Consider the following 25,736-nt stretch of genomic DNA (forward strand, 5'->3'; position numbering starts at 1 on the left):
CGAAATCCCCTCGCTGGTTGCGGCGACCCGGGCTGAATGTACGGCATGGGTACACCGAGCAGACCGGTGCGCGGGAGCGTACTCGGTACCACCGACGATCCGGGCCTCGGCCCGGCACTCACACGTAGAGCGAGGTGAACGGGGCGAAAGGCAGGTTACGGATGACGAACCAGACGACGAACACGACACCGAACGCGAGCGGCGTCCAGCGCCAGTGCAGCCAGCTGTTCACCGCGCGGCCCCGAAGTCTTCCGACCGCCCAGGCGACGGTGCTCCAGACGAGCAGCAGAAGGACCACAAAGGACACCGCGTTGTAGTGCAGCGCGGCGGGGATGTCCCCGTGCAGCGCGCTGTAGACCATGCGCATGCCGCCACAGCCCGGACAGGCGATGCCCAGCAGGGTCTTGGTGGGACAGACCGGAAGCGGCCCGCCCGGAGTGGTGGGATCACCCAGCCAGAGGACGACGCAGCCGAGCCCCGCGCCGGCGGCGATGGCCAGGGGTGGCCCCAGCGCGCGGGCCTTCGCCTTGAACCCGCGCGCCGGGAATCCCGTGTAGACGGACGACGTCACGGCGTGAAGCTTCCCGCCGACGCGCCGATGATGACCATCACCACGATGAAGATGATGTACAGCAGGAAGAGCACGCCGGTGGAGATCGCTCCCCACATGGCCCACTTCTTCGCGTCGTCGGCGGCCTTCTGGGCTTCGGCGTGGAAGCCCTGCGACCACAACGTCTGCACCTGGCTCGACTTCACGATCGCCACGATACCCAGCGGCAAGCAGCACAACACCGTGCAGAGAATGGCCCACACCAGGTTGTTGTCCGGCGGCGGGCCGTAGTTCGGCATGCCACCGTAGTACGGCTGCTGCGGCGGTGGCCCACCCGGAGGCGGGTAGTTCGGGTACTGGTCGGTCATGAGGTCTCCCCCTCGATCGCCTCGATCAGCGGTAGGTGTTCGGGTCGACCGAGGTCGCGAAGACGCCGAGCACGACGAAGAAGACGACGTACAGGATGGCGAGCACGACACCGACGATCGCCGCGATGATCGACCACTTCTTGGCCGCGTCGGCCGCTTCCTGCGCCGCGGCGGGCTGGCCCTGCGCCCAGAGCGTGTTCACCTGGTTCGCCTTGACGATGGCGACGATACCGAAGGGCAGGCAGCACAGGATCGTGGTGAGGATGGCCCACACCAGGTTGTTGTTGGGCGGCGGGCCGGGGTTGTTGAAGCCTCCACCACCCTGAGGGTCGCCGGAGTAGTTGGGCAGGCCCTGGTTGTCGGTCATTTACCGCTTTCCCTTCACGAATGAGATGTGGAAATCGACCCGGGCGCCGCCGCCCGATCAGCGATCACCGGAGTCAAGGGTTGAGACTCTAAGGTCACCCGTCCGGTTCCACATCATCAACCGGTCTCCGCGACCGAATCGAGACATTCCGTTCAGTCAGAAGCCCAGCCGTCGCAACTGACGGGGGTCGCGCTGCCACTCTTTGGCGACCTTGATGTGCAGGTCGAGGTAGACCTTCGAACCGAGGAGCCCCTCGATCTGCTGCCGGGCGCGGGCGCCGACGTCCTTGAGCCGCTCACCCTTGTGCCCGAGGATGATGCCCTTCTGGCTCGGTCGTTCCACATAGAGGAACGCGTGCACGTCGATCATGTCGTCCCTGCCCTCGTGGGGCAGCATTTCCTCGACGGTGACGGCGATCGAGTGCGGGAGTTCGTCACGGACACCCTCCAGCGCGGCCTCGCGGATCAGTTCGGCGACGAGGGTCTGCTCGGGTTCGTCGGTGAGTTCGCCGCCCGGGTACAGCTGCGGGCCTTCGGGGAGGTGCCGCACCAGCAGGTCCGAGAGCGCGCCGACCTGGAAACCGTCCACAGCGGACACCGGGATCAGCTCGGCGAACTCCATGACCTCCTGCAGGGCGAGCAGCTGCTCGGCGACCTGCTCGGGTTTCACGAGATCCGTTTTGGTGACGACGCCGATCACCGGGGTGCGCTTGGCGATCTTCTTGAGCTCGGCGGCGATGAACCGGTCACCGGGACCGACTTTTTCGTTGGCGGGCACGCAAAGCCCGACAACGTCCACTTCGGACCATGTCGAGTGGACGATGTCGTTGAGCCGCTCGCCGAGCAGGGTCCGCGGCCGGTGCAGCCCCGGTGTGTCGATGATCACCAGCTGGGCGTCGTCGCGGTGGACGATGCCGCGGATGGCGTGGCGGGTGGTCTGCGGTTTGCTGGAGGTGATCGCCACCTTGCTGCCGACGAGCGCGTTGGTCAGCGTCGACTTGCCCGCGTTGGGCCGTCCGACGAAACAGGCGAAACCGGAACGATGCGGCTCGGCCATCAGCTCAGTACCTTGCCACTGGGGTCGGCCAGGTAGATCGGGGCCTCGTCGGCGATGTCCCGGACCGCCTGCACGGACGCTTCCTTGAGCAGTCCTTCGGCGGTGACCACGACGGCGGCCTCGATTCCTTCGGCTCCGCTCGAAACGGCGGCGGCGACGGCGGCCTGCAACGCGGTCAGCTTGAACGACGGCTGGTCGACCGTGCTCGCCGCGTAGGTGCGGCCGTCGGTGTCGCGGAGCGCGGCGCCTTCGGCGGCCTGGGTGCGGGCTCGCGCGGACCTGGCCAGGGTCACCAGCTTCTGGTCCTCGGCGTCCAGCTCAGGCATGTTCGACACTCCTGTCACTTTCATCGGGCTGCGGGACCCGGGTCCGGCGCCTGCCCTGGGCGGGGTCGGTCACCGCGTCCGCGTCGGCGGGGTGGACGACCACCGTGGTGATCCGCATCCGCCCGCGCCGGTCCTTACCGCCTTCGGCGAACAGCCGAAGTCCGGCGACCTCGGCTTCGGCCCCCGGCAGCGGGACCCTACCCAGTCGCTCGGCGAGCAGCCCGCCCACGGTCTCCACGTCGTGGTCTTCGAGGTCGATCCCGAACAGTTCGCCCAGGTCGTCGATCGAAAGCCGGGACGACACGCGGACCGCGCCGTTTTCGAGTTCTTCGACCTCGGGGCGTTCGTCGGTGTCGGATTCGTCGGTGATCTCGCCGACGATCTCTTCGAGGATGTCCTCGATGGTGAGCAGGCCGGCGGTGCCGCCGTACTCGTCGACGGCGATCGCCATGTGGTTGTGCGAGACCTGCATCTCCTTGAGGAGGTCGTCGAGCCGCTTGGAGTCCGGCACGAAGCTCGCCGGGTTCATCAGCTCCTGGACCTGGCGCTGCGAGCCGCCCTCGGCCATGTACGCGGGCATGAGGTCCTTGATGTTGACCACACCCACCACGTCGTCGACGGAGTCGCCGATCACCGGCAGCCGGGTGAAGCCGGTCCGCAGGGCCAGCGCGAGCGCCTGGCGCACGGTCTTTTCGTGCTCGATCCAGACGATCTCCGTGCGCGGCACCATGACCTCGCGGGCGATGGTGTCACCGAGCTCGAACACCGAGTGGATCATCTCGCGCTCGGATTCCTCGACGACGCCGCGTTCCTGGGCGAGGTCGACCAGCTCCCGCAGTTCGACTTCGGAGGTGAACGGGCCTTCGCGGAAACCGCGGCCGGGGGTGATGGCGTTACCGAGGACGATCAGCAGCCTGCTGAGCGGGCCGAGGATCGACCCGAGGACGCGGACGGGACCCGCGACGACCAGGCCGATCCGGTACGGGTGCTGGCGGCCGAGGGTGCGCGGGCCGACCCCGATGATCACGTAGCTGACCACGACCATCACGCCCGCGGCGACGACGACGGCGAGCCACAGCGGCTCGACCCAGCCGAGGACGTCGACGGTGACCAGCACGGTGGCGGTCAGCTCGCAGGTCATCCGCAGCAACAGGATCAGGTTGATGTGGCGGCGGCGTTCGGCGATGACCAGGGAAAGCTGGCGCGCCCCGGGCCTGCCGAGCCGGACGAGACCGTCGGCGCGGGCCTTGGAGACCGTGCTGACCGCCGCGTCGGCGGCCGCGAACACCCCGGCGAGCAGGATCAGCGCGATGGCGATGATCAGCAGGGCCGCGGGACTACCCATTCCGGCGCCGCCTAGGCCGGGGGTTCGTCGGCGGGCACGGCGTCGAGGCCGGCGGTGCCGAGGAGCCTGTCGTCCGCGGAGCGCTGCGCGTCACGCTTGTTGAGCGCGGCCACGGCCGCCTGGAACTCGCCGAGGATCCGCTTCTGCAGGCCGAACATCTCGCGTTCCTCGGCCGGTTCGGCGTGGTCGTAGCCGAGCAGGTGCAGCACGCCGTGCGTGGTGAGCAGATGCAGCTCGTCCATCAGCGAGTGGCCCGCCGTCTTGGCCTGGTCCTTCGCGAACGCCGGGCACAGCACGATGTCGCCGAGCAGCGCGGGCGAAGCGTCCGGCGCGTCGGGGCGGCGTGACGAGTCGAGCTCGTCCATCGGGAAGGCCATCACGTCGGTGGGACCGGGCAGGTCCATCCACCGCTCGTGCAGGTCCTCCATCACCTCGAGGGTGACGAGCAGGATGGACAGCTCGGCGAGCGGGCTGACCTCCATCTTGTCGAGCGCGAACCGGGCGGCCGACACGATGGAGGTCTCGTCGACGTTCACGCCCGATTCGTTGGCGATCTCGATGCTCATGAACGACGCTGCCCTTTCCAGCCGTTGCCCTTGTCCTGGCTGTCCTGCAGCGCCTGCCACTTCTCATACGCGTCGACGATGTCGCCGACGAGCTTGTGCCGCACCACGTCCTGGCTGGTGAGCTGCGCGAAGTGCAGGTCCTCGACACCTTCGAGGATGTCGCGGACCACCCGCAGGCCGCTCTTCTGGCCGTTCGGGAGGTCGACCTGCGTGACGTCACCGGTGACGACGATCTTGGCACCGAACCCGAGCCGGGTGAGGAACATCTTCATCTGTTCCGGCGTGGTGTTCTGCGCCTCGTCGAGGATGATGAAGGCGTCGTTGAGGGTGCGGCCGCGCATGTACGCCAGCGGCGCGATCTCGATGGTGCCCGCCTGCATCAGCCGCGGGATCGACTCGGGCTCGACCATGTCGTGCAGCGCGTCGTAGAGCGGGCGCAGGTACGGGTCGATCTTCTCGTTGAGCGTGCCCGGCAGGTAGCCGAGGCGCTCGCCTGCTTCGACCGCCGGGCGGGTCAGCACGATGCGCGTGACCTGCTTCGCCTGCAGCGCCTGGACGGCCTTCGCCATGGCGAGATACGTCTTGCCGGTACCGGCGGGGCCGATGCCGAAGACGATCGTGTGCTTGTCGATGGCGTCGACGTAGCGCTTCTGGTTGAGCGTCTTGGGCCGGATCGTCTTGCCGCGCCGGGAGATGATGTTCATGCTCAGCACTTCGGCCGGTGACTCGTGGTCACCGGTGGAGAGCATGCCGACGGTGCGGCGGACGGTGGCCGGGTCGACCTGCTGGCCGCGGCCGGCGAGCGTCACGAGTTCGGCGAAGACACGCTCCGCGAAGGCGACGTCGGCGGGGGCGCCGGTCAGGGTGACCTCGTTGCCCCGGACGTGGACGTCGGCGGCGAGGAGTTCCTCGGCGACGCGGAGGTTTTCGTCCCTCGAGCCGAGCAGGCTGAGCGCGGCGGCGTCGGGGATGGGGAATCGGGACTGGGCCGCCTCGGTGATCGCGGCCTCGTCGGTCTTCGTCGGGATGACGTCCGCGGGAACGTCGGGTCGGGCGGCTTCACCCGGTACGGTTCCGGCCACGTGGCCTCGGGCCTACTTCCTGCGCTTACGCTGCGATTTTCAACGACAGTGACAAGGTCGATGTTACTGGTTGCGGGTGTCGGCACGCAGTCCGGTTTCCGCGGGGCGCGCGCCTCAGCGGCCGAAATGCCCCAGCTGCTCGCCGCCGAGCACGTGCGCGTGCACGTGGAAGACGGTCTGCCCGGCGTCACCGTCGGTGTTGAACACCACCCGGTACCCGGACTCGGCGATCCCCTCGATCTCCGCGACCTTCCGGGCCGTCGAGGCCACGTCGGCGAGGAGTTGCGGGTCACCCGCGGCCAGCTCGGCCAGATTGCGGTACCGCTTCTTCGGCACCACGAGCACATGCACCCGGGCCTGCGGCGCTATGTCCCGAAACGCATACGTCGTCTCGTCCTCGTACACCTTCTCGGACGGGATCTCCCCCGCGATGATCCGCTCGAACAACGTCTCCGCGTCACTCATCCCCCCACCCTATCCCCACCCCCGCACCGCACCCGCGTGCGCGGATGGACGACACGCTTCGCGGAACCGCGCCGCGGCGCGGATTTCGGGGGGCGGCAAGGAACGAAGGCCGGAAATGAAGATGCCGCGGCGCGGTGGGCCCTGGGGGTCGGCCCACCGCCGCCGCGGCTCCGCCGGACCGAGGGGGGAGGTGCCCGGCGGGGATTCACGCGCGCGACCGGGCTTCATCCCCAGTGGCGCGCCGAAACCGTGTGTTGCGCGTCAGTTAACGAGAGTAACGGCTGTTTGCGTGATCGCGCCATAACTCGCCGCAAATTGGTGGGGTGTTTTTTCACTTCCAGCGTTCTGTGAGAACCCCTAGCGCCCCAAGGGCGACGGCGGCGGCGGTGGAGGTGCGCAAAACGGTGGGGCCCAACCGAATGGCGGTCGCGCCGGCGTCGGTGAGGGTGCTCAGTTCTTCGTCGGTGATGCCGCCTTCGGGGCCGACGACGAGCAGGATGTCGCCTTGTGCCGGGAGTTCGATCTCGGTGAGGCGGGTGGTGATGCCGGACTCGAGGACGAGTGCACGGGAAACGGTCTGGGCGAGTTCGGCGAGTTCCCGGGTGGTGACGGGTTCGGCGACTTCGGGGACGTGGGCGCGGCGGGCCTGTTTGGCGGCGGCGCGGGCGGTGTTGCGCCAGCGGGTGAGGGCTTTGTCGCCGCGGGTTCCTTCTTCCCAGCGGGCGACGCTGCGCGCGGCGCGCCAGGGGACGATGGCGTCGGCGCCCGCTTCCGTGGCGAGTTCGACGGCGAGTTCGCCGCGGTCACCCTTCGCGAGCGCCTGGGCGACGATGACGCGCAGTGCCGGCGGTTCCTCGGTCCAGTGTTCCTCGATGGCGAGGGTGAGCGCGGCGTCGCGGCCAGCCTGGACGGCCTCGACGACACAGCGCGCCATGCCGCCTTCACCGTCTGAAAGCACGAGACGTTCGCCGACGCGCAGGCGCCGGACGGTGGCGGCGTGCCGGGCTTCCTCACCGTCGAGCGTGGTGCGCCCGGAGCCGGGCAGCGCGGCGGTGAGGAAGACCGGCAGTGTGGTCTCGGGCACGGGTTACCGGTGGTTCTTGGTGCGCAGCTTGGAGAACAGCCCGCCGGGCTTGGAACCGTTCGAGGCCAGCGAAGGCACGTCTTCGCCGCGCTGCTGGGCGAGTTCGACGAGGAGGTCGCGCTGGGCGTCGTCGAGTTTGGTCGGGACGACGACGTCGATGTGGACGTGCAGGTCGCCGCGGCCGTCGACGCGGCCGGAGGACCGCAGCCGCGGCATGCCCTTGGCGGTGAGCACGAGTTCGGTGGCGGGCTGGGTGCCCGGTTCGATGTCGAGTTCGTAGTCGCCGTCGATGAGCGTCTCGATGGGCACCGTGGCGCCGAGCGCGGCGGTGGTCATCGGGATGCGGAAGTTGCAGTGCAGGTCGTTGCCCTGCCGGACGAACACCTCGTGGGGCGCCTCGTCGATCTCGACGTACAGGTCGCCCGCGGGGCCGCCGCCGGGGCCGACCTCGCCCTGGCCGGAGAGGCGGATGCGCATGCCGTCGCCGACGCCCGGCGGGATCTTGGCGGTGACGTTGCGGCGGGCGCGGACCCGGCCGTCGCCGCCGCACTGGCGGCAGGGGTCGGGGATGACCTCGCCGAAGCCGCGGCAGACCGGGCAGGGACGGGCCGTGACGACCTGGCCGAGGAAGGACCGCTGCACGGACTGGACCTCGCCCGCGCCGCCGCAGGTGTCGCAGGTCTTGGTGCCGGTGCCTTCGGCCGCGCCGGCACCACGGCACAGGTCGCAGACGATGGCGGTGTCGACGGTGATCTCACGGTCGACACCGGTGGCGCATTCCTCGAGGGTGAGGCCGAGGCGGATGAGCGCGTCGGAGCCGGGCTGCACGCGGCTGCGCGGGCCACGGCCGCGGCCGCCGCCACCTCCGGCGGCGCCGAAGAAGGCGTCCATGATGTCGCCGAGACCGCCGAAGCCCGAGAACGGGTCTCCGCCGCCACCGCGGGCGCCGCCGTCCATCGGGTCGCCGCCGAGGTCGACGACCTTGCGCTTCTGCGGGTCGGACAGCACCTCGTACGCGGTGGTCACCTCGCCGAAGCGGTGCTGAGCGTCTTCCGACGGGTTGACGTCGGGGTGCAGTTCACGGGCCAGTTTGCGGTAGGCGCGCTTGATCTCCTGATCCGTCGCGTTCTTCGCAACCCCGAGAATGCCGTAATAGTCCCTCGCCACCGTCTCCGCCTTCTCCTTCTGACTTCGACCTCAACGCCGCGTTCAGCGGCCGGAGAGGATCTGCCCCACGTAGTTCGCCACCGCGCGCACCGCGGCGATGGTGTTCGGGTAGTCCATCCTGGTCGGCCCGACGACGCCCATACCGCCCAGCAGCATGTCGTCCATCCCGTAGCCGATGGACACCACCGAGGTGCTGCGCATCTGCTCGTCCTCATTTTCCTCACCGATGCGCACGCTGATCGCACCGGGGTTGCGCGCGGCCGCCAGCAGCTTGAGCACGATGACCTGCTCCTCGAGCGCCTCCAGCACCTGCCGCAGCGATCCGGGGAAGTCCGAGACGTTGCGGGTGAGGTTGGCCGTGCCGCCGAGCACCAGCCGCTCTTCGGGGTGTTCGACCAGCGATTCCACCAGCACGGTACAGACGCGGGTGAGGCTGTCGCGCAACTCGCCCGGCGACTTTTCGGGCAGTTCGGCGACCGACGCCGCGGCGTCGGCGAGACGACGGCCCGCCAGCGCCCCGTTGAGCACCGTGCGCAGCCTGGCGACGTTCTCCTCGGTGATGACGTCCCCGAGGTCGACGGTGCGCTGGTCGACGCGGCCGGAATCGGTGATCAGCACCAGCATCAGCCGGGCGGGGGTGAGCGGCACCACTTCGAGGTGGCGGACGGTGGAGTTGGTCATCATCGGGTACTGGATGACCGCGACCTGCCTGGTCAGCTGCGCGAGCAACCGGACGGAGCGGCGCAGGACGTCGTCGACGTCGGTGCCGCTGTCGAGAAAGGCCGTGATGGCCCGGCGTTCGGCCGCGCTGAGCGGTTTGACCTCGGCGATCCGGTCGACGAACAGGCGGTATCCCTTGTCGGTGGGGATCCGGCCCGCGCTGGTGTGGGGCTGTGTGATGTAGCCCTCTTCTTCGAGCGCCGCCATGTCGTTGCGCACCGTGGCGCTCGACACCCCGAGGTTGTGTCTGTCGACGATCGCCTTGGACCCGACGGGCTCCTGGTTGGAGACGTAATCGGCGACGATCGCACGCAGCACTTCGAATCGGCGTTCTTCCGCGTTGGCCACCCGCACCTCCCTCGGCTCGTCCTCACAACGAGTTTACGGAAGGCGAAGTGCCCGGGGCGTCACCGGACGCCTCCAGGGCCGTCAGCCGCGCCTCCGAGGGGAACGCCGCGGCGGCTCCACAGGCCTTCGGATCACCTTCACCGACCCCCACCAGGCGAAACCCGTGACGCGGAGCACCGGCGCGCCCGTCGGCTGCCGCCGTCGCCCCGTCCTGCGGCCGGTGCCGAACCCGCCCATCAGGCCGAGGCCCCGGACGTCGAGGGCGAAGTCCTCCGGAACGACGATCTTGACGCCGCCCATGACCGCCACCGCCCTGATCGTGCAGGATCCACCGTCGATCCGGGCCCGCCGCAGATCGAGGCGCACGCTGCCCCAGAACGCGCGGGTGACGTGGTTCGACGGCAGTGGTCCGGCGAACCTCCGCGTGGTGCCCGACATGACAGCGAACGACCGCCGTCCGCCTTGCTCCTCGTCACCGGCGTGGGACAGGGCGAGCGTGCCGCCGGGGGCCAGATCCGCGACGACGGGTTCGAATTCCGCGAAAGTCTTGGCCGCGTAGACGGCGTCCAGTCTCGTTTCCAGTTCACCGGCGGTGATCCGTCCCGCGCCCATCGCCTCACACAGCAGCCGCGCGACGTTTTCGCGATCGGAATCGGCCACCCGCATCGCCGACCGCTTCGGTTCCGACATGACGGCGATGCTAACCGGAATCGGCGCTCGCTCCGGCGATTCCCGGCGATCTGCTGGAAAGCCATGACCGCCATGAGTGAATTCGGTTCCGCCGTCCTGCCTGCCATGACAAAACCATTTTCCGCGATTGACCTCGGAGGAACGGAAACGCTTCCATCTAGGCGTTCGTCCACCGGCAGCACATTCTGACCCAGCGTGGAGCGCAGTGATGACTTCCTTCCTTCGCCATGCTTTCATCGCCGTCATGACCGCGACCTTGGTCGCCGCGGGAACGACGGTCGCGGGCGCGGACACGAATTCGGTGTACACCTCCTCTTCACCACTTCCCGCCGGCGAAAACGGTGACGTGGTCAAGTCGCAGCCCTCGAACTACAACGGCGCGAAGGCGACCCGGATCCAATATCTGTCCCGGGACAACAAGAACAAGCAAGTCGCGGTGAGCGGCACCGTTCTGGTGCCGGACAAGCCGTGGACCGGTCCCGGCGAACGGCCGATCGTGGCCTACGCGCCCTTCACCTTCGGCATGGGCCCGGACTGCGCTCCCTCGAAAACCCTCGCGGGCGAGGGCTCCTCGGACCTGATCTCCGGTTTCCAGGGCGGATTCGTCAACGCGTTGCTGGGCGCCGGGTTCGCCGTTGCACAGACCGACTACATCGGACCGTGGGTGGAGGGCAGCGGCGACCATCCGTACGTCGTCCGGCTGTCCGAGGCGCACACCGTGCTCGACGTCGTCCGCGCCGCGCAGCGGCTGCCGGGAACGGGGCTGCCCGCCGGAGGCCCGGTCGGTATCGCCGGCTACTCCGAGGGCGGCAGTGCCGCCGCGGCCGCCGCCGAACTGGCCGCCACCTACGCGCCCGAGCTGGACATCAAGGGCGTCTACTCCGGCGCGCCGCCCGCGGACAAGGTGGTGCTGTCGAAGTCGCTCGACGGCGGGATGTACGCCGGGTTCCTCGGCTACGCGCTGATCGGCATCAACCAGGCCTACCCCGAGGCCAGGTTGATGGACCTGGCCAACCCGGCCGGGGCCGAGCTGTTCCTCAAGGCCCGGCAGACCTGCACCCTGAACGCGGTCCTCCAGTTCATGTACAAGCAGACCAGCTCGCTGACGAAGGAGGGCAAGCCGGTCTCCGCCTACCTTTCCCAGCCGCCGTTCGACGCGATCGTGGCGGAGAACCGGATCGGCACGATCAAACCCGCCATGCCGGTCATGGTCGAACACAGCCCGCTGGACGACGTCATCCCGGCCGCCGTCGGCAAGCAGATGGCGAAGGACTGGTGCGGCAAGGGCGCCAACGTCCGGTGGAAGGACTTGACGACCTTCACGCCGTTCCTGTCCCACGCGCTGGGCATGACGACCGCGTCCACCGATGCCACCGAGTGGCTGAAGAGCGCGTTCAACGGCCAGGCCGGTAGCGGCAACTGCGGCCGGTTCTGACCACACCGTCGTGAGTGGCGAGGACGGTTCTGGCCGAGGGTGTCTTAGGTACCTACTGGCTTCCGGCCGCCGTTGATCCCGGGCCCGGTCTGTGGGGTCTGGGGGAGACTGGGGGCTGGAGCCGGTGTGGGGGGGGGGGGGGGCGGGGGGGNGGTTCTAGCCGAGGGTGTCTTAGGTACCTACTGGCTTCCGGCCGCCGTTGATCCCGGGCCCGGTCTGTGGGGTCTGGGGGAGACTGGGGGCTGGAGCCGGTGTCGCGAAAGCCACTTTCGGGACGTCAGACGTCTCGAAAGTGGCTTTCGCGACATGATCACCAGGCCTGGCCAAGACCAACGTTGCGAAGCGGCTTTCGCAACCCCCGGCCAAGCCCCAGCACCCGGCGGTACCGAGCGCCTCGGGTTCTCGTGCGTCAGCTGTTGCGCGGGAACCCGAGGTTCACCCCGCCCTGCGAGGGGTCCGGCCACCGCGAGGTGACGACCTTCGTCCGCGTGAAGAAGTGGAAACCTTCCGGCCCGTAGGCGTGGCTGTCCCCGAACAGCGAGTCCTTCCACCCGCCGAACGAGTAGTAGCCGACCGGTACCGGGATCGGCACGTTCACGCCGACCATCCCGACCTCGACCTCGTTCTGGAACCGCCGCGCGGCCCGCCCGTCGTTGGTGAAGATCGCGGTGCCGTTGCCGTAGGGGTTGCCGTTGATCAGCTCCAGCGCCGCGTCGTACCCCTCGGCCCGCGCGACCGCCAGCACCGGCCCGAAGATCTCGTCGGTGTAGATCGACATCTCCGGCGTGACGTGGTCGAACAGCGTCGGGCCGAGCCAGAACCCGCCGTCCTCGCCGTCGACCTCGACGCCGCGGCCGTCGACGACGAGCCGGGCGCCCGCGTCGACCCCCGCCCCGACGTAGGACTCGACGCGTTCGTGGTGGGCGGCGGTGACGAGCGGCCCCATCTCCGAGGTGGGCCGCATGCCGTCGCCGACGCGCAGCCGCTTGATCCGCTCGGCGATCTTCGCGACCAGTTCGTCGCCGACCGGGTCGACCGCGACCACGACCGACACCGCCATGCACCGCTCCCCCGCCGAGCCGAAGCCCGCCGAGACGGCCGCGTCGGCGGCGAGGTCGAGGTCCGCGTCCGGGAGGACGACCATGTGGTTCTTCGCGCCGCCGAGCGCCTGCACGCGTTTCCCGTGCCTGGTCCCGGTTTCGTAGACGTACTTCGCGATCGGAGTCGAGCCGACGAACGAGATCGCCTTGACGTCGCGGTGTTCCAGCAACCCGTCGACGGCCACCTTGTCGCCGTGCAGGACGTTGAGGACGCCGTCGGGCAGGCCGGCCTCGGCGAACAGTTCCGCGATGAACACGGCCGCGGACGGGTCCTTCTCGCTCGGCTTGAGCACGACGGTGTTGCCGCAGGCGAGCGCGTTCGGCACGAACCACAGGGGGACCATCGCCGGGAAGTTGAACGGCGAGATCACGCCGACCACGCCCAGCGGCTGCGAGATCGAGTAGACGTCGACACCGGTGGAGGCGTTCTCGCTGAACCCGCCCTTGAGCAGTTGCGCGGCACCGCAGGCGTACTCGACGTTCTCGATCGCCCGGGCGATCTCGCCCGCCGCGTCGGATTCGACCTTGCCGTGTTCGCCGGTGACGATCTTCGCCAGCTCGTGACGCCGCGCCGAAAGCAGCTCACGGAAGGCGAACAGCACCCGCGTCCGCCCGGCCAGCGATGTCCCGCGCCAGCCCGGCAGCGCCCGGGACGCGGCCGCGACGGCGGCGTCGACGTCGTCCCGCGCGGCGAAGGCGACCTTCGCCCGCACCCGGCCGGTGGCCGGATCGAACACGTCCCCGGATCGTTCGCTCACGCCTTCGCACGGTTTGCCGTCTATCCAATGGGTGATGCGGTCGGTCACGGGTTCCGCCCTCCTGATCGCCGGTGCCTGCTCCCGGTCGAGTCTGGGCGCGCGCGCCACACCGACGCCATCGGCAACGTGTACGGACTCCCGGTCCCGGCCGTACAGTCTGTCTCCAGCGTTGCCGAACCGGGTGGGAGGCCGATGTACCCGACCGTCGCCGAGGTGCTCGCGCTGCCGGTGCTGCGTCAGGGCAGGCCCCATGTGGTGGCGGGGGCGGCGGGGCTGGACGCGCCGGTCCGCTGGGCGCACGTGGCCGAGGTCGCGGACATCGCCCCGTTGCTGCGAGGCGGGGAACTCGTGCTCACCACCGGGGTCGCGCTGCCCGACGACGGTGCCGCGCTCGCCCGGTACGTCGCGGATCTGGCGGGCGTCGGGGTCGCCGGGGTCGTGGTCGAACTGGTCCGCCATTGGAGCGAGAAACTGCCGCCCGAGCTGGTCGACGCCGCGGACCGGCACGGCGTCCCGCTGATCACCCTTTCGCGCGAGACGCGTTTCGTGTCGGTCACCGAGGCGGTGAACGGGCTGATCGTCGACGCCCAGGTCGACGAACTGCGCGCCGCGGAACGGGTCCACGAGACCTTCACCGCGCTGACGGTCGCCGGCGCCGAGCCGGGGGTCATCCTGCGCGAGGTCGCCCGGCTCACCGAACATCCGGTCGTGCTGGAGACGCTGTCGCACGAGGTCCTCGCCTACGACACGGCGGGGGCCGACCCTGGGGAACTGCTGCCCGGCTGGCCGTCCCGGTCGCGGCCGGTGCAGGTCGGCGAGCGGACCGGGTACCACCCGGGCGCGGGCTGGCTGATCACCGTGGTCGGGGCACGCGGGCACGACTGGGGGCGGCTGGTCGTCGTCTGCGGGGAGCCACCGCCGCACCGGCACGTCGTGGTCGCCGAACGCGCGGCGTCCGCGCTCGCGGTGCACCGGCTGGTCGCCAAGGACACCGACTCCCTCGAACGGCAGGCGCACCGCGCGATCCTGACCGAATTGCTGGCGAACCCGGTGCCGCCCGCCGAACTGACCGCGCGGGCCTCCGCGCTGGGTGTCCCGCTGACGGGACGGCTGCTCGTCGGGGTCTCCGTGCGGCCCCGGATCACCGTGACCACCAAGACCGCGCAGTCCACTCCGGTGCTGCTGCGGGAACTCGCCGAGGCGACCGTGCTCGCCGCCCGGCACGCCAAGGTGTCCGCGCTGGTGGCCACCGACGACACCCAGGTGCGCGCGCTGATCGCGCTGTCGCCCGAGGCCGGGGTCGACGCGGTACTGAAGCGGCTGGCGACCGACGTCCACGAGGCCCGCGCCGGCGCGCCCGCCGTGGTCGCGGTCGGGACCACGGGCGGCGGGCCCGCCGACGCGCGCCGGACGCTCGTCGAAGCCGCGCAGGTGGCCGCCGCGGCGCTCGCCGAGAACGTCGAACGGGTGGTCCACCGGCTCGACGACGTCCGGTTGCGCGGGCTGCTGCACCTGCTGGCTGGCGATGAACGGATCACCGCGTTCGCCGCGCGGGAGCTCGGCCCGCTGCTGAGCCGGGACGCCGCGCAGGGCAGCAGACTCGTCCAGGCGTTGAGGCATTACTGCGAGCACGGTGGCAACAAGTCCGCGGCGGCCGCCGCCGCGCACACCTCCCGCACCGCCTACTACCAGCAGCTGGCCAGGATCGAGCAGGTCCTCGGGGTACGGCTCGAAGATCCGGAGTCGATGCTCTCGCTTTATGTCGCTTTGCTCGCGCACGACATTCGAAAAGCCGACGACCACACGTCCGAGTGAGCAAATCTCACCCGAGAGTGGAACACAGTGACCGGGTCACGTCAGCCGATAGGGTTGATATGGCTTTCTTCGAACCGATCGGCGCCTGCGTACTCGCGCTGGCCTGTATGGCCCCGGCGCACCCCGCCGAATCCACGTTCCAGCTGACCAGCCACGACACCAGGGGCCGGGTCGGCACCGTCTCGCTCACCTGCGGACCCACCGGGGGCTCCCACCCCGGGCGCGGGAACGCCTGCGCCAAACTGTCCGAAGTGGACGGAGAGTTCGACCGGCTCCGCCCGGAACCGCGGGCCTGCACCCTCGAGTACGCCCCGGTGGACGTCTCCGCGGTCGGCAAGTGGCGCGGTGAACCGGTCACCTACCGGACCTCGTACGCCAACCGCTGCGTCGCCGACGCCGAGTCGGCGGGCGTCTTCACCTTCTGACCACGCCCAGGCGACACCGTCGCGCAGCCGCCCCGAACCGTTGGCACGAAGGACTTCACCCTCTGACCACCGGGTCTCCCCCTCGGTGACCCGGCGGCACCGTTCACCGCGGCCTTGATCGCCCTCACCCCCACGAGGGCGATCAAGGCCGTGGTGTCACGACTCAAGAACGGGGCAGGTAGCCGCACCCGATCCCGTCCTCCGCGGCGACAGGGGTCTGACGCGCGAGGGACCGGCTCAGGTTCCATTCGCGCCAATCATCTTCCGGAATTCCCCGCACGACCGGCCTGAGCACACAGGACCGCAGCGGCTCCGGGAGCCGGTCCACCGACGGCACGACGTCGGCGGAAAACCGGGACAGGTAACGGGTGTCGAGCGTCTTCCCGTGCGCGAGCCGGTCGATGTTGCGGTCGGCGATGAACCGTTCCGGATCGAGGACGGCCAGTCCGAGCAGCGCCGCGACGGCGGTTCCGATGGCCGCGCGCGGCAGCCAGGCCGACCGCAGCGGGATCAGGGACACCAGTACCAGTACGAAGATCAGGCCGATCCAGAGTTCGCAGACCTCGACCAGCAGCCGCAGCACGGTGAACCCGTACGCCTGCTGATATGTCCACATGCGACTCAAGGCCGAGGCCACCAGCACCAGGCTGAGCACGCTCAACGCGCCGAGCAGCCCCCGCTGCCAGGCGCGGTCGGCCGCCGACGATTTCGGTGCCCACCGCAATGCGGCGGCGACCAGCAGCAGGGTCAGCACGGTGATGGCGGAGAGCTGCCAGAACCCGCTCCTGGCGTACTCGGCCGCGGTCAGCCCGCTCGTGGCCAGGACGTATTCGGTGCCGCCGAACAACACGACCAGGCGGACCACGACGAAGCTCGTGAACAGCGCCACCAGCACACCGAGCGGCAACGTCCATTCGAGCCGGTGCTTGAGCCGTTTGCGCGGCGCGTCGTCGGCAGCGGCCAGCGGGGGCGCCGCCAGCAAGTAGCACGCCCCGGTGACGGCGAACGCGGCCACGACGAAGAAGAATCCCCAGCGCACGAACGTTCCCGGGTTCAGTTCGGGGATCACCGCGTCGACGACGTTCGCGAACGCGGCGTCCGCGCCACGCAGGAGCGGCACGAACACCAGCAGCAGCAAGGCGCTGGCCAGCACCGGCATCAGGAACCTGGGCCTCGTGCGGCCTTCCTGGCTCTTGCCGAGCTTCGCGAGCCCGCGCCCGATCCACGGGATCGAAAGCAGCGCTTCGATCGGGACCGCGAATACGTCGTAGATGATCGTGTTCACCGTGCGTTTCCCGACCACGGCGAGGGATCCGGCGACGAGGGCGGCCAGCACGCACAACACGTTCAGCCACACCGAAGCACGGAACATACCGACCGCGAGCAGACCCAGTGCGGCCGTCGCCCAGACCGCGTTGGCCAGGCGGAAATGCGGTTCGGCGTCGCCGCGCGCCCGCTTGTCGGCGAAGTAGACGGCCACCGCGAAGGCGAGCCCGGCCACGAACCAGCCGGCTCCTGGCTCGTCGGGCATGGCGACGGCGGCGATCAGCCCGGCCGCGACCGCGGCGGGCAGGACGGAGCCGGGCAACGGGACGATCGCCGATTTGGGCGGCACGCGGGGCCGCATCAGCACCGGGATCGGCGGCGCGGGCGGCAATGTGGCGGTCACCGAGGGCGGCGACGCGTGCGCCTGCCGGTCTTCCTGGTCTTCGCTCATCTCAATCCTCCAGTTTGCGAAAGCACATATCGCGGTGTGCGCGGAGCCGCGGAAAACGCGCGGCGGGAACTAGGGAACGGGGATCACGACGCGGATGACACAGCCCGGCCGGTGCTCGGGCGTGACGACCGCGATGCTGCCGTCGTGGAGGTCGACCACCCACCGCGCGATCGCGAGACCGAGACCGGTGCCCCCGCCGCCCGCCCGCTCACCGCGGGTGAACCGCTCGAACACGCTGTCCCGCTCCCCCGGCGGGATCCCGGGGCCTTCGTCTTCGACCTCGATGACGACGTCGGCCTCGCGGGCCTCCGCCCGCACCCGGACCTCGCCCCCGGCCGGGCCGTGCCGGACGGCGTTGTCGAGCAGGTTGACCACGACCTGGTAGAGCCGCCCGCGGTCGGCGACGGCCGTCGCGCCGGGCGGTTGGACATCGACGGTGAAGCGCACTCCGCGGCCGGTGGCCCCCGCTTCGGCGGCGACCTCCTCCAGCAGCAGTTCGAGATCGAACTCCTCCAGCTGCAAGGGGAACGCGCCCGCGTCGATCCGGGAGAGGTCGAGGAGTTCCGAGACCAGCCTGCCGAGCCGTTCGGTCTGCTGCAGCGCGGTCTTCAACGTCGCCGGATCGGGTTTGGCGACGCCGTCGACGAGGTTCTCCAGCACCCCGTTCAGCGCGGTGATCGGCGTGCGGAGTTCGTGGGAGACGTTCGCGATCAGCTCGCGGCGCCGCTGGTCCGACGCGTCCAGGTCGGCGGCCATCTGGTTGAAGGCGTGCGACAGCTCCCCCACCTCGTCGCGAGCGGTCGCCCGGACCCGCCGGGTGTAGTCGCCCTTGGCCATCGCGCGGGCGGCGGCGGTCATCTCGCGCAGCGGCCTGGTCATCCCGTGCGCCAGGATCTGCGAGGTCACCACGGCGAGCACCATCGCGGCGATCGTGGTCCGCGGCGGCAGCCAGCCGATCTGCCAGTTGAAGAAGGCGAACGCGATACCGCCCGAGGACACCAGCAGGATCGCGAGCTTGAGCTTGATGGAGCGGACCGGGTCGAGCGGTCTCGGGAGGGCGTCGACGATCCGGCCGAGCAGCGGGCGGAGCTTCACGATCCCACCTCCAGCGCGTAGCCGACGCCGTGCACGGTGCGGATGAGGTCCGCGCCCAGTTTGCGGCGCAGCGCCTTGATGTGGCTGTCGACCGCGCGGGTGCCCGAACCGGTGCCCGCGACGTCCCAGTCCCAGACCTCGCTCAGCAGGCGTTCCCGCGGCTGCACCGCCCTCGGGCGCTTCGCGAAGTGGACGAGGAGGTCGAACTCGATCGGCGTCAGCTGCGCCTGGTTGCCCGCGCGCGTGACCCGCCGCTGCTCGACGTCGATCTCGAGGTCGCCGAGGACGATCTTCGTGCCGGCGTCGCTCACGTCGGTCCTGGCCGATCGTTCGACCCGGCGCAGCAGCGCGTGCACCCGCGCCGAGAGCACCCGCATGGAGAACGGTTTGGTGAGGTAGTCGTCCGCGCCGACGCCGAGGCCGATCAGCATGTCCGTCTCGTCCGACCGGGCGGTCAGCATCAGCACCGGGACCGGGCGGCGCGCCTGGATCCGGCGGCAGACCTCGAGCCCGTCGAAGCCCGGCAGCATCACGTCGAGCACCACCAGGTCCGGCTCACGTTCGGCGTCGGTCTCGACGCCGGAAGGGCCGTCGTGCGCCAGGTCCACGGTGAATCCCTCGGCCCGCAGCCGCGCGGCGATGCTCTCCGCGATGGTCACGTCGTCCTCGACGACCAGCACCCGGCGTCCTCCCAGTTCCATGGGGATGACTGTAAGCACCGGCCGTGGAGACCATCCGGGTGAGCTGTGGAGATCCTGTGGAGATGTTTCGGCCGGTTTGCCGGATTACTACGTCCGTGTGTGTGACGCAGGTCATGCACCAGGAGCCCGTGAACGCAATCGACAGTCTGCGCTCCGACGCCATCAACAGTGAACAGTCTGCCAGTCCCACCCGCGCGGCGCGGGCGAGCACGATTCCGCAATGGAGCCGACGGCACGCGGTACGCAGCACGTGCATCCTGATGGCCGGGTGGAACTCGGCGAGGTCGAGTCCTTGAAGGACAGCCGCTTCTACAACGAAGAACTCGCCCCGGTCCCGGTCGAAAAGCGGACCTGGACCACCTACACCTACTTCGCGCTGTGGATGGGCATGGCGCACAACATCCCCTCCTACGCGCTCGCCGCATCATTGATCGCGCTCGGGATGAACTGGGTACAGGCACTGCTCACGATCACCATCGGCAACCTGATCGTGCTGATCCCGATGCTGCTCAACAGCCACGCCGGGACGAAGTACGGCATCCCCTTCCCGGTGTTCGCCCGCGCCTTCTTCGGGATGCGCGGCGCGAACCTGGCGGCGCTGCTGCGGGCGTTCATCGCGTGCGGCTGGTTCGGCATCCAGACCTGGGTCGGCGGCGAGGCGATCTACATCATCGTCGGGCGGCTGGCCGGATCCGGCTGGAAGAACTCCACCGTCGTCCTCGGCCAGCACTGGACGCTGTGGTTGTCGTTCGGGGTGTTCTGGGTGATCCAGATGCTCATCATCTGGCGCGGGATGGAGGCGGTCCGGAAGTTCGAGAACTGGACGGCGCCGCTGGTCTCGGTCGGCTTCCTGATCCTGCTGGGCTACGTGCTGATCAAGGCCGGCGGGCTCGGGCCGATCCTGGCCGAACCCGGGAAACTCGGCTGGGGCCCGGACTTCTGGAAGGTGTTCGCCCCGGCGCTGATGGCGATGATCGCGTTCTGGTCGACGCTTTCGCTGAACATGCCGGACTTCACCCGGTTCGGCGGCAGCCAGGGCAAACAGGTCCGCGGCCAGATCCTCGGCCTGCCGACCACGATGACGTTCATCGCGATCGTCGCCATCCTGACCACCTCCGGCGGCAGCGTCCTCTACGGCGAGCAGATCTGGGACCCGGCGAAACTGGCCGACCGGTTCGACTCCCCGGTCGTCGTGGTGGTCGCGCTGATCGCGCTGGTACTGGCGACCGTGTCGGCGAACCTCGCGGCGAACGTGGTCAGCCCGTCCTACGACTTCTCCAACGCGTTCCCGAAGAAGATCACCTTCGCCGTCGGCGGGCTGATCACCGGCATCATCGGCATCCTCATCCAGCCGTGGCGGCTCTACTCCGATCCGAACATCTACATCTTCGCGTGGCTCGGCTTCTACGGCGGCCTGCTCGGCGCGGTCGCCGGGGTGCTCGTCGCCGGCTACTGGGTGATCAACCGCACGCGCCTCAGCCTGCGGGACCTCTACACCGAACGCGGCATCTACTGGTTCAACGGCGGCTGGAACTGGCGGGCGCTGATCGCGACGCTGGTCGGCGCCGTCCTCGCGGTCGGCGGCGCGTACGGCGGGCCGTTCCCCGCCGACGGGCTGATCCCGCTGTTGAAACCGCTCTACGACTACAACTGGGTCGTCGGCCTGGCGGGCGCTTTCGTCGTCTACCTGCTGCTGTCCCTGCCCGAACGCAAGCGCACCACCGAAATCGAGGAGGATGCAAGTGAGCGACGTGGTCCGAGCCGGATTGATCCAGCAGCGGTGGACGGGTGACAAGGAGTCCATGATCGCGAACGCGGTCGAAGCCATCGGCAAGGCCGCTTCGCAGGGCGCTCAGGTCGTCTGTCTGCAGGAGCTGTTCTACGGCCCGTACTTCTGCCAGGTGCAGGACACCGACTACTACTCCTACACCGAAGGCATCCCCGACGGGCCGACGACGAAGCTCATGCAGGAGGTCGCCGAACGCCACGGCGTCGTGCTGGTCGTCCCGATGTACGAGGTCGAGCAGCCCGGCGTGTACTACAACACCGCCGCGGTGATCGACGCCGACGGCACCTACCTCGGCAAGCACCGCAAGAACCACATCCCGCAGGTGAAGGGGTTCTGGGAGAAGTTCTACTTCCGGCCCGGGAACATGGGCTACCCGGTGTTCGACACCGCCGTCGGCCGGATCGGCGTCTACATCTGTTACGAGCGGCATTTCCCGGAGGGCTGGCGCGCGCTGGGCCTGGCGGGCGCGAAGATCGTGTTCAACCCGTCGGCGACCAGCCGGGGCCTTTCGGAGTACCTGTGGCGGCTGGAGCAGCCGGCAGCCGCCGTCGCGAACGAGTACTACGTCGGCACGATCAACCGCGTCGGCGTGGAACCCTTGGGCGACAACGACTTCTACGGCCAGTCGTATTTCGCGGACCCGCGTGGCCAGCTCGTCGGCGAAGCCGCGTCCGACACCGAGGAGGAGATCGTCGTCCGCGACCTCGACATGGGCAAGCTCGCCGAGGTGCGGGATCTGTGGGCCTTCTACCGGGACCGGCGACCCGACAGCTACGGACCCCTCGCGGAGGCGTGATGACCACCCTCATCAGCGGCGGGCAGGTGCTGTCCACGATGGGCGCTTCGGCGGCGGACGTCCTCGTCGACGGCGAGACGATCTCGGCCGTCGGCGCCCCCGGCACGCTCGGGCCCGCGGACTCGGTGATCGACGCCACCGGGAAGTACGTGCTGCCCGGCGGGATCGACGCGCACACGCATATGGAGATGCCGTTCGGCGGGACGCATTCCGTCGACACCTTCGGCACCGGGACGACGGCGGCGGCGTGGGGCGGGACGACCACGATCATCGACTTCGCCGTCCAGGCCAAGGGCACCTCCCTGCTGTCCACTATGGACAAATGGCACGAGAAGGCCGACGGGAACTGCGCCGTCGACTACGGTTTCCACATGATCGTCTCCGACGTCAACGATTCGTCGTTGAAGGAGATGCAGGCCTGCGTCGACGGCGGGGTCGGCAGCTTCAAGATGTTCATGGCGTATCCCGGGGTGTTCTACTCCACGGACGGCGAGATCCTGCTGGCCATGCAGAAGGCGCGCGAGATCGGCGCGACGATCATGATGCACGCGGAGAACGGCATCGCGATCGACCAGCTGGCCGCGCAGGCGTTCGCGGCCGGGAAGATCGACCCGGTGCAGCACGGGCTCACCCGGCCGCCGGAGCTGGAGGGCGAGGCGACCTCGCGCGCGATCCAGCTGGCCAAGGTGACCGGGGCGCCGCTGTACATCGTGCATCTCTCCGCGTCGCAGGCACTCGCGGCGGTCGCGGAAGCGCGTAACGACGGGCAGAACGTCTTCGCGGAGACGTGTCCTCAGTATCTCTATCTGTCCATTGAGGACCTGGCGAAGCCGGATTTCGAGGGTTCGAAGTACGTCGCCTCACCCCCGTTGCGGGAGAAGTCGCATCAGGCGGATCTGTGGCGAGGTCTGCGCACCAACGACCTCTCGGTGGTGTCGACGGATCACTGTCCGTTCTGTTTCAAGGACCAGAAGGAACTCGGCCGCGGCGACTTCCGCGCGATCCCCAACGGGATCCCCGGCGTCGAGCACCGGATGGACCTGCTGCACCAGGGTGTCGTGGCGGGCGAGCTCACCCTCGGCCGCTGGGTCGAGACCTGCTCGACCACCCCGGCGCGGATGTTCGGGCTGTACCCGCGCAAGGGGGTCATCGCGGCGGGTTCGGACGCGGACATCGTCGTCTACGACCCCGCGGCGAAGCAGACCTTGTCGGTCGAGACGCACCACATGAACGTCGACTACTCGGCCTACGAAGGAATGGAGATCACCGGCAAGGTCGAGACGGTGCTTTCCCGCGGCCGCTTGGTCGTGTCGCCGTCCGGCTTCTCGGGCAGTACGACGCACGGGAAATTCCTCTCGCGCGATCTGAACCAGTACCTGAACTGAGGCGGTGGCCGTGGACTTCGGAATTGTTCTCCAGACCGATCCGCCCGCACGGGACCTCGTGCGGCTGATGAAGGCCGCCGAGGACCAGGGTTTCCGCTACGGCTGGACGTTCGACTCGTGCGTGCTGTGGCAGGAGCCGTTCGTCATCTACTCGCAGATCCTGGCGGCGACGTCGTCGATGATCGTGGGCCCGATGGTGACCAGCCCGGCCACCCGGGACTGGTCGGTGATGGCGTCGACCTTCGCCACGCTCAACGACATGTATGGCAACCGGACGGTCTGCGGGATCGGCCGCGGCGACTCGGCGCACCGGGTGGTCGGCATGCCACCGTCCACTTTGGCCACCGTGCGCGACTGCATGCACGTGGTCAAGGAACTCGCCGAAGGACGCGAAGTCCTGCTGCGGGACAAGCCGGTGCAGATCCCGTGGATCCGCAACGGCAGGCTCGAGATGTGGATGGCGGGATACGGGCCGAAGGCGCTGAAGACGGTCGGTGAACACGCCGACGGCTTCATCCTCCAGTGTGCGGATCCCGCGATCGCCCGGTGGACCATCGGTTCCGTCCGCGAGGCCGCTCGCGCGGCGGGGCGGGACCCGGCCGGGATCACGATCTGTCTCGCGGCCCCGGCGTACGTCGGCGACGATCTGGCGCATCAGCGGGAACAGTTGCGCTGGTTCGGCGGGATGGTCGGCAACCACGTCGCGGATCTCGTGGCGCGGTACGGCGATTCCGGTCCGGTGCCCCGCGAGCTGACCGACTACATCCGTGAGCGGGAAGGTTACGACTACTCGCACCACGGGCGGGCGGGCAATCCGTCGACCGATTTCGTCCCGGACGAGATCGTGGACCGGTTCTGCCTGCTCGGGCCGTCTTCGGCGCATGTGGAACGCCTGGAGGAGCTGGCTTCGCTCGGTGTCGACCAGTTCTCGCTGTACCTCATGCACGACCAGCGCGAAGAAACCCTGAAGCGCTACGGCTCGGAGGTCATCAACCGCTGACGACCCGCATTTCGTCCTCTGAACGCGTTCTACCGCATTCAGAGGACGAAATGCGTGGGGTCAGGCGCCGAACCAGGCGGCGAGGGACTCCCGCAGGCCGTCGGCGTCGTCGCCCGCCCAGGCGACGTAGCCGTCCGGGCGGATCAGGAGGACGTCGGCGGGCCGGTCCTCGGCCTTCGCGATGTGGACGTCCACGCGTCCCTGTGCGAGTTCGCGGAGTTCCGGTCGCCCGGCGAGGTCGAGCAGGACCGGCCGCGCCGGACGCAGCAGCTCGGCGACGCTGGTCGCGCCCTCGTCGGTCTCCAGCACGAGATCCGGGACGAACATGCCGGCGAGTGCGTGCCCGGAGCCCGGCATCGGGTAGCGCGTGTCGGTTCCGGCGACGTGCGAGGCCAGCCGCCGCGCGGCCTGCTCGTCATCCAGCAGTTCCTGGAAGACCGCGCGGAGCGCTTCGGCGGCTTCGTCGTGCCCGCGCCGCAACGCGACCTGCGCCCGGGACTGCAGGAGCGCACGCGCACCGGCGGCGTGCCGTTCCGCGTGATAGGTGTCCAGCAGCCCTTCCGGCGCCCGTCCCTGGATCTCGGCGGCCAGTTTCCACGCCAGGTTGACCGAGTCCGACATTCCGACGTTGATCGCCGTTCCGGTGGACGGCAGCAGGTGGGCCGCGTCGCCCGCCAGCAGGATCCGGCCTTCGCGGTAGTTCTCCGCCTGGCGGGCGGAGAACTGGTAGCGCGAGAGCCGGACCGGGTCGCCCAGCGGGATGTCGCCGCCGAGCACGCGGCGGATGCTGTCCCCGAGTTCGGTCAGCGTCATCGGCACGTCGTCGTCGACCTCGCCGGGATCGTCCTCCGTGGTCTGGATGAACAGGATCCCCGGCGTCAGCGACCCGAGCGCGAACACACCCGCGTCGGTGCGGGTGAAGCCCGCCTTGATCAGGCCGAGTTCCGGCGTCTCGATGTCGCCGTTGTCGTGGACGGTCAGCCCGTCGGGGATCTTGACCTGCCCGATCCGGTTGACCTCGGGATAGGTCGTGCCGGGGAAACCGATCCCGGCCATCGACCGGACGGGGCTGCGTCCGCCGTCGCAACCCACCAGGTACGGGGCGGTGACCTCGTACGCCCCATCCGGACCGCGCACCTCGGCGGTCACCGAGTCGTCGTCCTGGCGCAGCCCGGTGACCTCGTGCCCGCGACGCACTTCCGCGCCGAGCGCGATGGCGTGCTCCTCCAGCAACCGCTCCAGCGACTGCTGACGGACCGAAAGCGCCTTCAGCGGCGGCTCCTCGAACCGGGTGAGGTCCACGTGCACCCCACCGAACGGGAAACGATGCGGCGGCACGGGGTCGGTGACGAGCCCCCGCACCTTCTCCAGCAGGCCGCGATAATGCAGCAGGTCCAGGATCTGCCCGCTGAGGCCATGGGCCTTGGGAGTCTTCCCCTGTTCCGGCCGCCGTTCCAGGATCAGCGGGCGCGCACCGGCCAGCCGCAGTTCGGCGGCCAGCATCAGACCGGTCGGGCCGGCACCCACGATGATCACGTCGACGTCCGTCAAATCTTCACTCCTGTTCGGCCTGTTCCAGCTACGGC

General features: G+C 69.3%; 25 protein-coding genes. 7 read left to right on the forward strand and 18 right to left on the reverse strand.

Annotated elements, in window-relative coordinates; all coding sequences use genetic code 11:
- Window positions 1–118 precede the first annotated feature (118 nt).
- The 13 genes from ACXIZN_RS22000 to ACXIZN_RS22060 form a co-directional block, all read right to left on the reverse strand.
- The gene (locus tag ACXIZN_RS22000) at window positions 119–571 is read right to left on the reverse strand and encodes a DUF2752 domain-containing protein (RefSeq protein ID WP_126729486.1); all 453 of its coding nucleotides are present in this window, start codon (window positions 569–571) and stop codon (window positions 119–121) included.
- Window positions 568–918, reverse strand: a complete 351-nt coding sequence (locus ACXIZN_RS22005; protein WP_378443982.1) for a CD225/dispanin family protein — start codon at window positions 916–918, stop codon at window positions 568–570. The genes ACXIZN_RS22000 and ACXIZN_RS22005 overlap by 4 nt, the downstream gene beginning before the upstream one ends.
- Window positions 919–943: 25 nt before the next feature.
- On the reverse strand, window positions 944–1,285 hold the full coding sequence (locus tag ACXIZN_RS22010; protein WP_034316401.1) for a CD225/dispanin family protein: 342 nt from the start codon (window positions 1,283–1,285) through the stop codon (window positions 944–946).
- A 156-nt stretch (window positions 1,286–1,441) separates the two neighbouring features.
- A complete protein-coding gene (gene era, locus ACXIZN_RS22015) occupies window positions 1,442–2,341 on the reverse strand; it encodes a GTPase Era (protein ID WP_016332464.1) in 900 nt (299 codons plus the stop codon).
- On the reverse strand, window positions 2,341–2,667 hold the full coding sequence (locus ACXIZN_RS22020) for a cytidine deaminase (RefSeq protein WP_457956605.1): 327 nt from the start codon (window positions 2,665–2,667) through the stop codon (window positions 2,341–2,343). The genes era and ACXIZN_RS22020 overlap by 1 nt, the downstream gene beginning before the upstream one ends.
- Complete coding sequence (locus ACXIZN_RS22025; RefSeq protein ID WP_457956606.1) at window positions 2,660–4,012, reverse strand: hemolysin family protein; 1,353 nt, start codon at window positions 4,010–4,012, stop codon at window positions 2,660–2,662. The genes ACXIZN_RS22020 and ACXIZN_RS22025 overlap by 8 nt, the downstream gene beginning before the upstream one ends.
- A gap of 11 nt (window positions 4,013–4,023) precedes the next feature.
- Window positions 4,024–4,578 carry an rRNA maturation RNase YbeY gene (gene ybeY / locus ACXIZN_RS22030; protein WP_126729494.1) on the reverse strand — a complete coding sequence of 185 codons (555 nt, stop codon included), beginning with the start codon at window positions 4,576–4,578 and terminating at the stop codon, window positions 4,024–4,026.
- The gene (locus ACXIZN_RS22035) at window positions 4,575–5,660 is read right to left on the reverse strand and encodes a PhoH family protein (protein WP_034316397.1); all 1,086 of its coding nucleotides are present in this window, start codon (window positions 5,658–5,660) and stop codon (window positions 4,575–4,577) included. The genes ybeY and ACXIZN_RS22035 overlap by 4 nt, the downstream gene beginning before the upstream one ends.
- A gap of 114 nt (window positions 5,661–5,774) precedes the next feature.
- Window positions 5,775–6,125, reverse strand: a complete 351-nt coding sequence (locus ACXIZN_RS22040; RefSeq protein ID WP_257488252.1) for a histidine triad nucleotide-binding protein — start codon at window positions 6,123–6,125, stop codon at window positions 5,775–5,777.
- 331 nt (window positions 6,126–6,456) lie between these two features.
- Window positions 6,457–7,209, reverse strand: coding sequence for a 16S rRNA (uracil(1498)-N(3))-methyltransferase (locus tag ACXIZN_RS22045; protein ID WP_457956607.1), 753 nt, complete (start codon window positions 7,207–7,209; stop codon window positions 6,457–6,459).
- A 3-nt stretch (window positions 7,210–7,212) separates the two neighbouring features.
- Window positions 7,213–8,376: a molecular chaperone DnaJ gene (gene dnaJ / locus ACXIZN_RS22050; RefSeq protein WP_125676153.1), complete on the reverse strand. Its 1,164-nt coding sequence runs from the start codon at window positions 8,374–8,376 to the stop codon at window positions 7,213–7,215.
- 42 nt (window positions 8,377–8,418) lie between these two features.
- Window positions 8,419–9,444 carry a heat-inducible transcriptional repressor HrcA gene (gene hrcA / locus ACXIZN_RS22055; RefSeq protein WP_126729501.1) on the reverse strand — a complete coding sequence of 342 codons (1,026 nt, stop codon included), beginning with the start codon at window positions 9,442–9,444 and terminating at the stop codon, window positions 8,419–8,421.
- 81 nt (window positions 9,445–9,525) lie between these two features.
- Window positions 9,526–10,134, reverse strand: a complete 609-nt coding sequence (locus tag ACXIZN_RS22060; protein WP_457956609.1) for a DUF1707 SHOCT-like domain-containing protein — start codon at window positions 10,132–10,134, stop codon at window positions 9,526–9,528.
- 244 nt (window positions 10,135–10,378) lie between these two features.
- Here ACXIZN_RS22060 and ACXIZN_RS22065 point away from each other — a divergent pair, with 244 nt between their 5' ends.
- The gene (locus tag ACXIZN_RS22065; RefSeq protein WP_457956610.1) at window positions 10,379–11,569 is read left to right on the forward strand and encodes a lipase family protein; all 1,191 of its coding nucleotides are present in this window, start codon (window positions 10,379–10,381) and stop codon (window positions 11,567–11,569) included.
- 409 nt (window positions 11,570–11,978) lie between these two features.
- On the opposite strand, the gene ACXIZN_RS22070 is transcribed toward ACXIZN_RS22065, so the two are convergent.
- Window positions 11,979–13,475 (reverse strand): CoA-acylating methylmalonate-semialdehyde dehydrogenase, encoded by a 1,497-nt coding sequence (locus ACXIZN_RS22070; protein WP_457956611.1) that lies wholly within the window; start codon window positions 13,473–13,475, stop codon window positions 11,979–11,981.
- A 144-nt stretch (window positions 13,476–13,619) separates the two neighbouring features.
- Between ACXIZN_RS22070 and ACXIZN_RS22075 the strand changes: the two genes are divergently transcribed.
- On the forward strand, window positions 13,620–15,242 hold the full coding sequence (locus ACXIZN_RS22075) for a PucR family transcriptional regulator (RefSeq protein WP_457956613.1): 1,623 nt from the start codon (window positions 13,620–13,622) through the stop codon (window positions 15,240–15,242).
- Between the two features lie 59 nt (window positions 15,243–15,301).
- Entirely contained in the window at window positions 15,302–15,667 is a 366-nt protein-coding gene (locus ACXIZN_RS22080) for an SSI family serine proteinase inhibitor (protein ID WP_457956614.1), read from the forward strand.
- A 163-nt stretch (window positions 15,668–15,830) separates the two neighbouring features.
- On the opposite strand, the gene ACXIZN_RS22085 is transcribed toward ACXIZN_RS22080, so the two are convergent.
- The 3 genes from ACXIZN_RS22085 to ACXIZN_RS22095 form a co-directional block, all read right to left on the reverse strand.
- A complete protein-coding gene (locus ACXIZN_RS22085; protein ID WP_457956616.1) occupies window positions 15,831–17,384 on the reverse strand; it encodes a DUF4153 domain-containing protein in 1,554 nt (517 codons plus the stop codon).
- A 69-nt stretch (window positions 17,385–17,453) separates the two neighbouring features.
- Window positions 17,454–18,479: a HAMP domain-containing sensor histidine kinase gene (locus ACXIZN_RS22090; RefSeq protein ID WP_457956618.1), complete on the reverse strand. Its 1,026-nt coding sequence runs from the start codon at window positions 18,477–18,479 to the stop codon at window positions 17,454–17,456.
- Window positions 18,476–19,159, reverse strand: coding sequence for a response regulator transcription factor (locus tag ACXIZN_RS22095; RefSeq protein ID WP_185926950.1), 684 nt, complete (start codon window positions 19,157–19,159; stop codon window positions 18,476–18,478). Before ACXIZN_RS22095 ends, ACXIZN_RS22090 begins: the two co-directional genes overlap by 4 nt.
- Window positions 19,160–19,400: 241 nt before the next feature.
- On the opposite strand from ACXIZN_RS22095, the gene ACXIZN_RS22100 reads away from it, so the two are divergent.
- Genes ACXIZN_RS22100 through ACXIZN_RS22115 form a run of 4 tightly spaced genes read left to right on the forward strand, consistent with a single transcriptional unit; the run spans window position 19,401 to window position 24,150 of the window.
- A complete protein-coding gene (locus tag ACXIZN_RS22100; protein WP_457956619.1) occupies window positions 19,401–20,972 on the forward strand; it encodes an NCS1 family nucleobase:cation symporter-1 in 1,572 nt (523 codons plus the stop codon).
- Window positions 20,923–21,765, forward strand: coding sequence for a nitrilase-related carbon-nitrogen hydrolase (locus ACXIZN_RS22105; protein WP_038517092.1), 843 nt, complete (start codon window positions 20,923–20,925; stop codon window positions 21,763–21,765). Before ACXIZN_RS22100 ends, ACXIZN_RS22105 begins: the two co-directional genes overlap by 50 nt.
- A complete protein-coding gene (gene hydA, locus ACXIZN_RS22110; protein ID WP_457956620.1) occupies window positions 21,765–23,150 on the forward strand; it encodes a dihydropyrimidinase in 1,386 nt (461 codons plus the stop codon). The genes ACXIZN_RS22105 and hydA overlap by 1 nt, the downstream gene beginning before the upstream one ends.
- Window positions 23,151–23,160: 10 nt before the next feature.
- The gene (locus tag ACXIZN_RS22115) at window positions 23,161–24,150 is read left to right on the forward strand and encodes a TIGR03842 family LLM class F420-dependent oxidoreductase (protein ID WP_457956621.1); all 990 of its coding nucleotides are present in this window, start codon (window positions 23,161–23,163) and stop codon (window positions 24,148–24,150) included.
- Window positions 24,151–24,210: 60 nt separating this feature from the next.
- Here ACXIZN_RS22115 and ACXIZN_RS22120 read toward each other — a convergent pair whose 3' ends face one another.
- Window positions 24,211–25,701, reverse strand: coding sequence for an FAD-dependent monooxygenase (locus tag ACXIZN_RS22120; RefSeq protein WP_457956623.1), 1,491 nt, complete (start codon window positions 25,699–25,701; stop codon window positions 24,211–24,213).
- Between the last annotated feature and the right edge of the window lie 35 nt (window positions 25,702–25,736).

It is taken from the genome of Amycolatopsis sp. TRM77291 (genome assembly GCF_054166285.1).

What these genes read in the sequence shown, in the direction of transcription:
- ACXIZN_RS22065 (WP_457956610.1), top strand. Translation starts at nt 10,379, where the DNA reads ATGACCGCGACCTTGGTCGCCGCGGGAACGACGGTCGCGGGCGCGGAC.
- ACXIZN_RS22010 (WP_034316401.1), bottom strand. Translation starts at nt 1,285, where the DNA reads ATGACCGACAACCAGGGCCTGCCCAACTACTCCGGCGACCCTCAGGGT.
- ACXIZN_RS22020 (WP_457956605.1), bottom strand. Translation starts at nt 2,667, where the DNA reads ATGCCTGAGCTGGACGCCGAGGACCAGAAGCTGGTGACCCTGGCCAGG.
- ACXIZN_RS22075 (WP_457956613.1), top strand. Translation starts at nt 13,620, where the DNA reads ATGTACCCGACCGTCGCCGAGGTGCTCGCGCTGCCGGTGCTGCGTCAG.
- ACXIZN_RS22085 (WP_457956616.1), bottom strand. Translation starts at nt 17,384, where the DNA reads ATGAGCGAAGACCAGGAAGACCGGCAGGCGCACGCGTCGCCGCCCTCG.
- ACXIZN_RS22005 (WP_378443982.1), bottom strand. Translation starts at nt 918, where the DNA reads ATGACCGACCAGTACCCGAACTACCCGCCTCCGGGTGGGCCACCGCCG.
- ACXIZN_RS22080 (WP_457956614.1), top strand. Translation starts at nt 15,302, where the DNA reads ATGGCTTTCTTCGAACCGATCGGCGCCTGCGTACTCGCGCTGGCCTGT.
- ACXIZN_RS22040 (WP_257488252.1), bottom strand. Translation starts at nt 6,125, where the DNA reads ATGAGTGACGCGGAGACGTTGTTCGAGCGGATCATCGCGGGGGAGATC.
- ACXIZN_RS22060 (WP_457956609.1), bottom strand. Translation starts at nt 10,134, where the DNA reads ATGTCGGAACCGAAGCGGTCGGCGATGCGGGTGGCCGATTCCGATCGC.
- era (WP_016332464.1), bottom strand. Translation starts at nt 2,341, where the DNA reads ATGGCCGAGCCGCATCGTTCCGGTTTCGCCTGTTTCGTCGGACGGCCC.
- ybeY (WP_126729494.1), bottom strand. Translation starts at nt 4,578, where the DNA reads ATGAGCATCGAGATCGCCAACGAATCGGGCGTGAACGTCGACGAGACC.
- ACXIZN_RS22100 (WP_457956619.1), top strand. Translation starts at nt 19,401, where the DNA reads ATGGAGCCGACGGCACGCGGTACGCAGCACGTGCATCCTGATGGCCGG.
- hydA (WP_457956620.1), top strand. Translation starts at nt 21,765, where the DNA reads ATGACCACCCTCATCAGCGGCGGGCAGGTGCTGTCCACGATGGGCGCT.
- ACXIZN_RS22025 (WP_457956606.1), bottom strand. Translation starts at nt 4,012, where the DNA reads ATGGGTAGTCCCGCGGCCCTGCTGATCATCGCCATCGCGCTGATCCTG.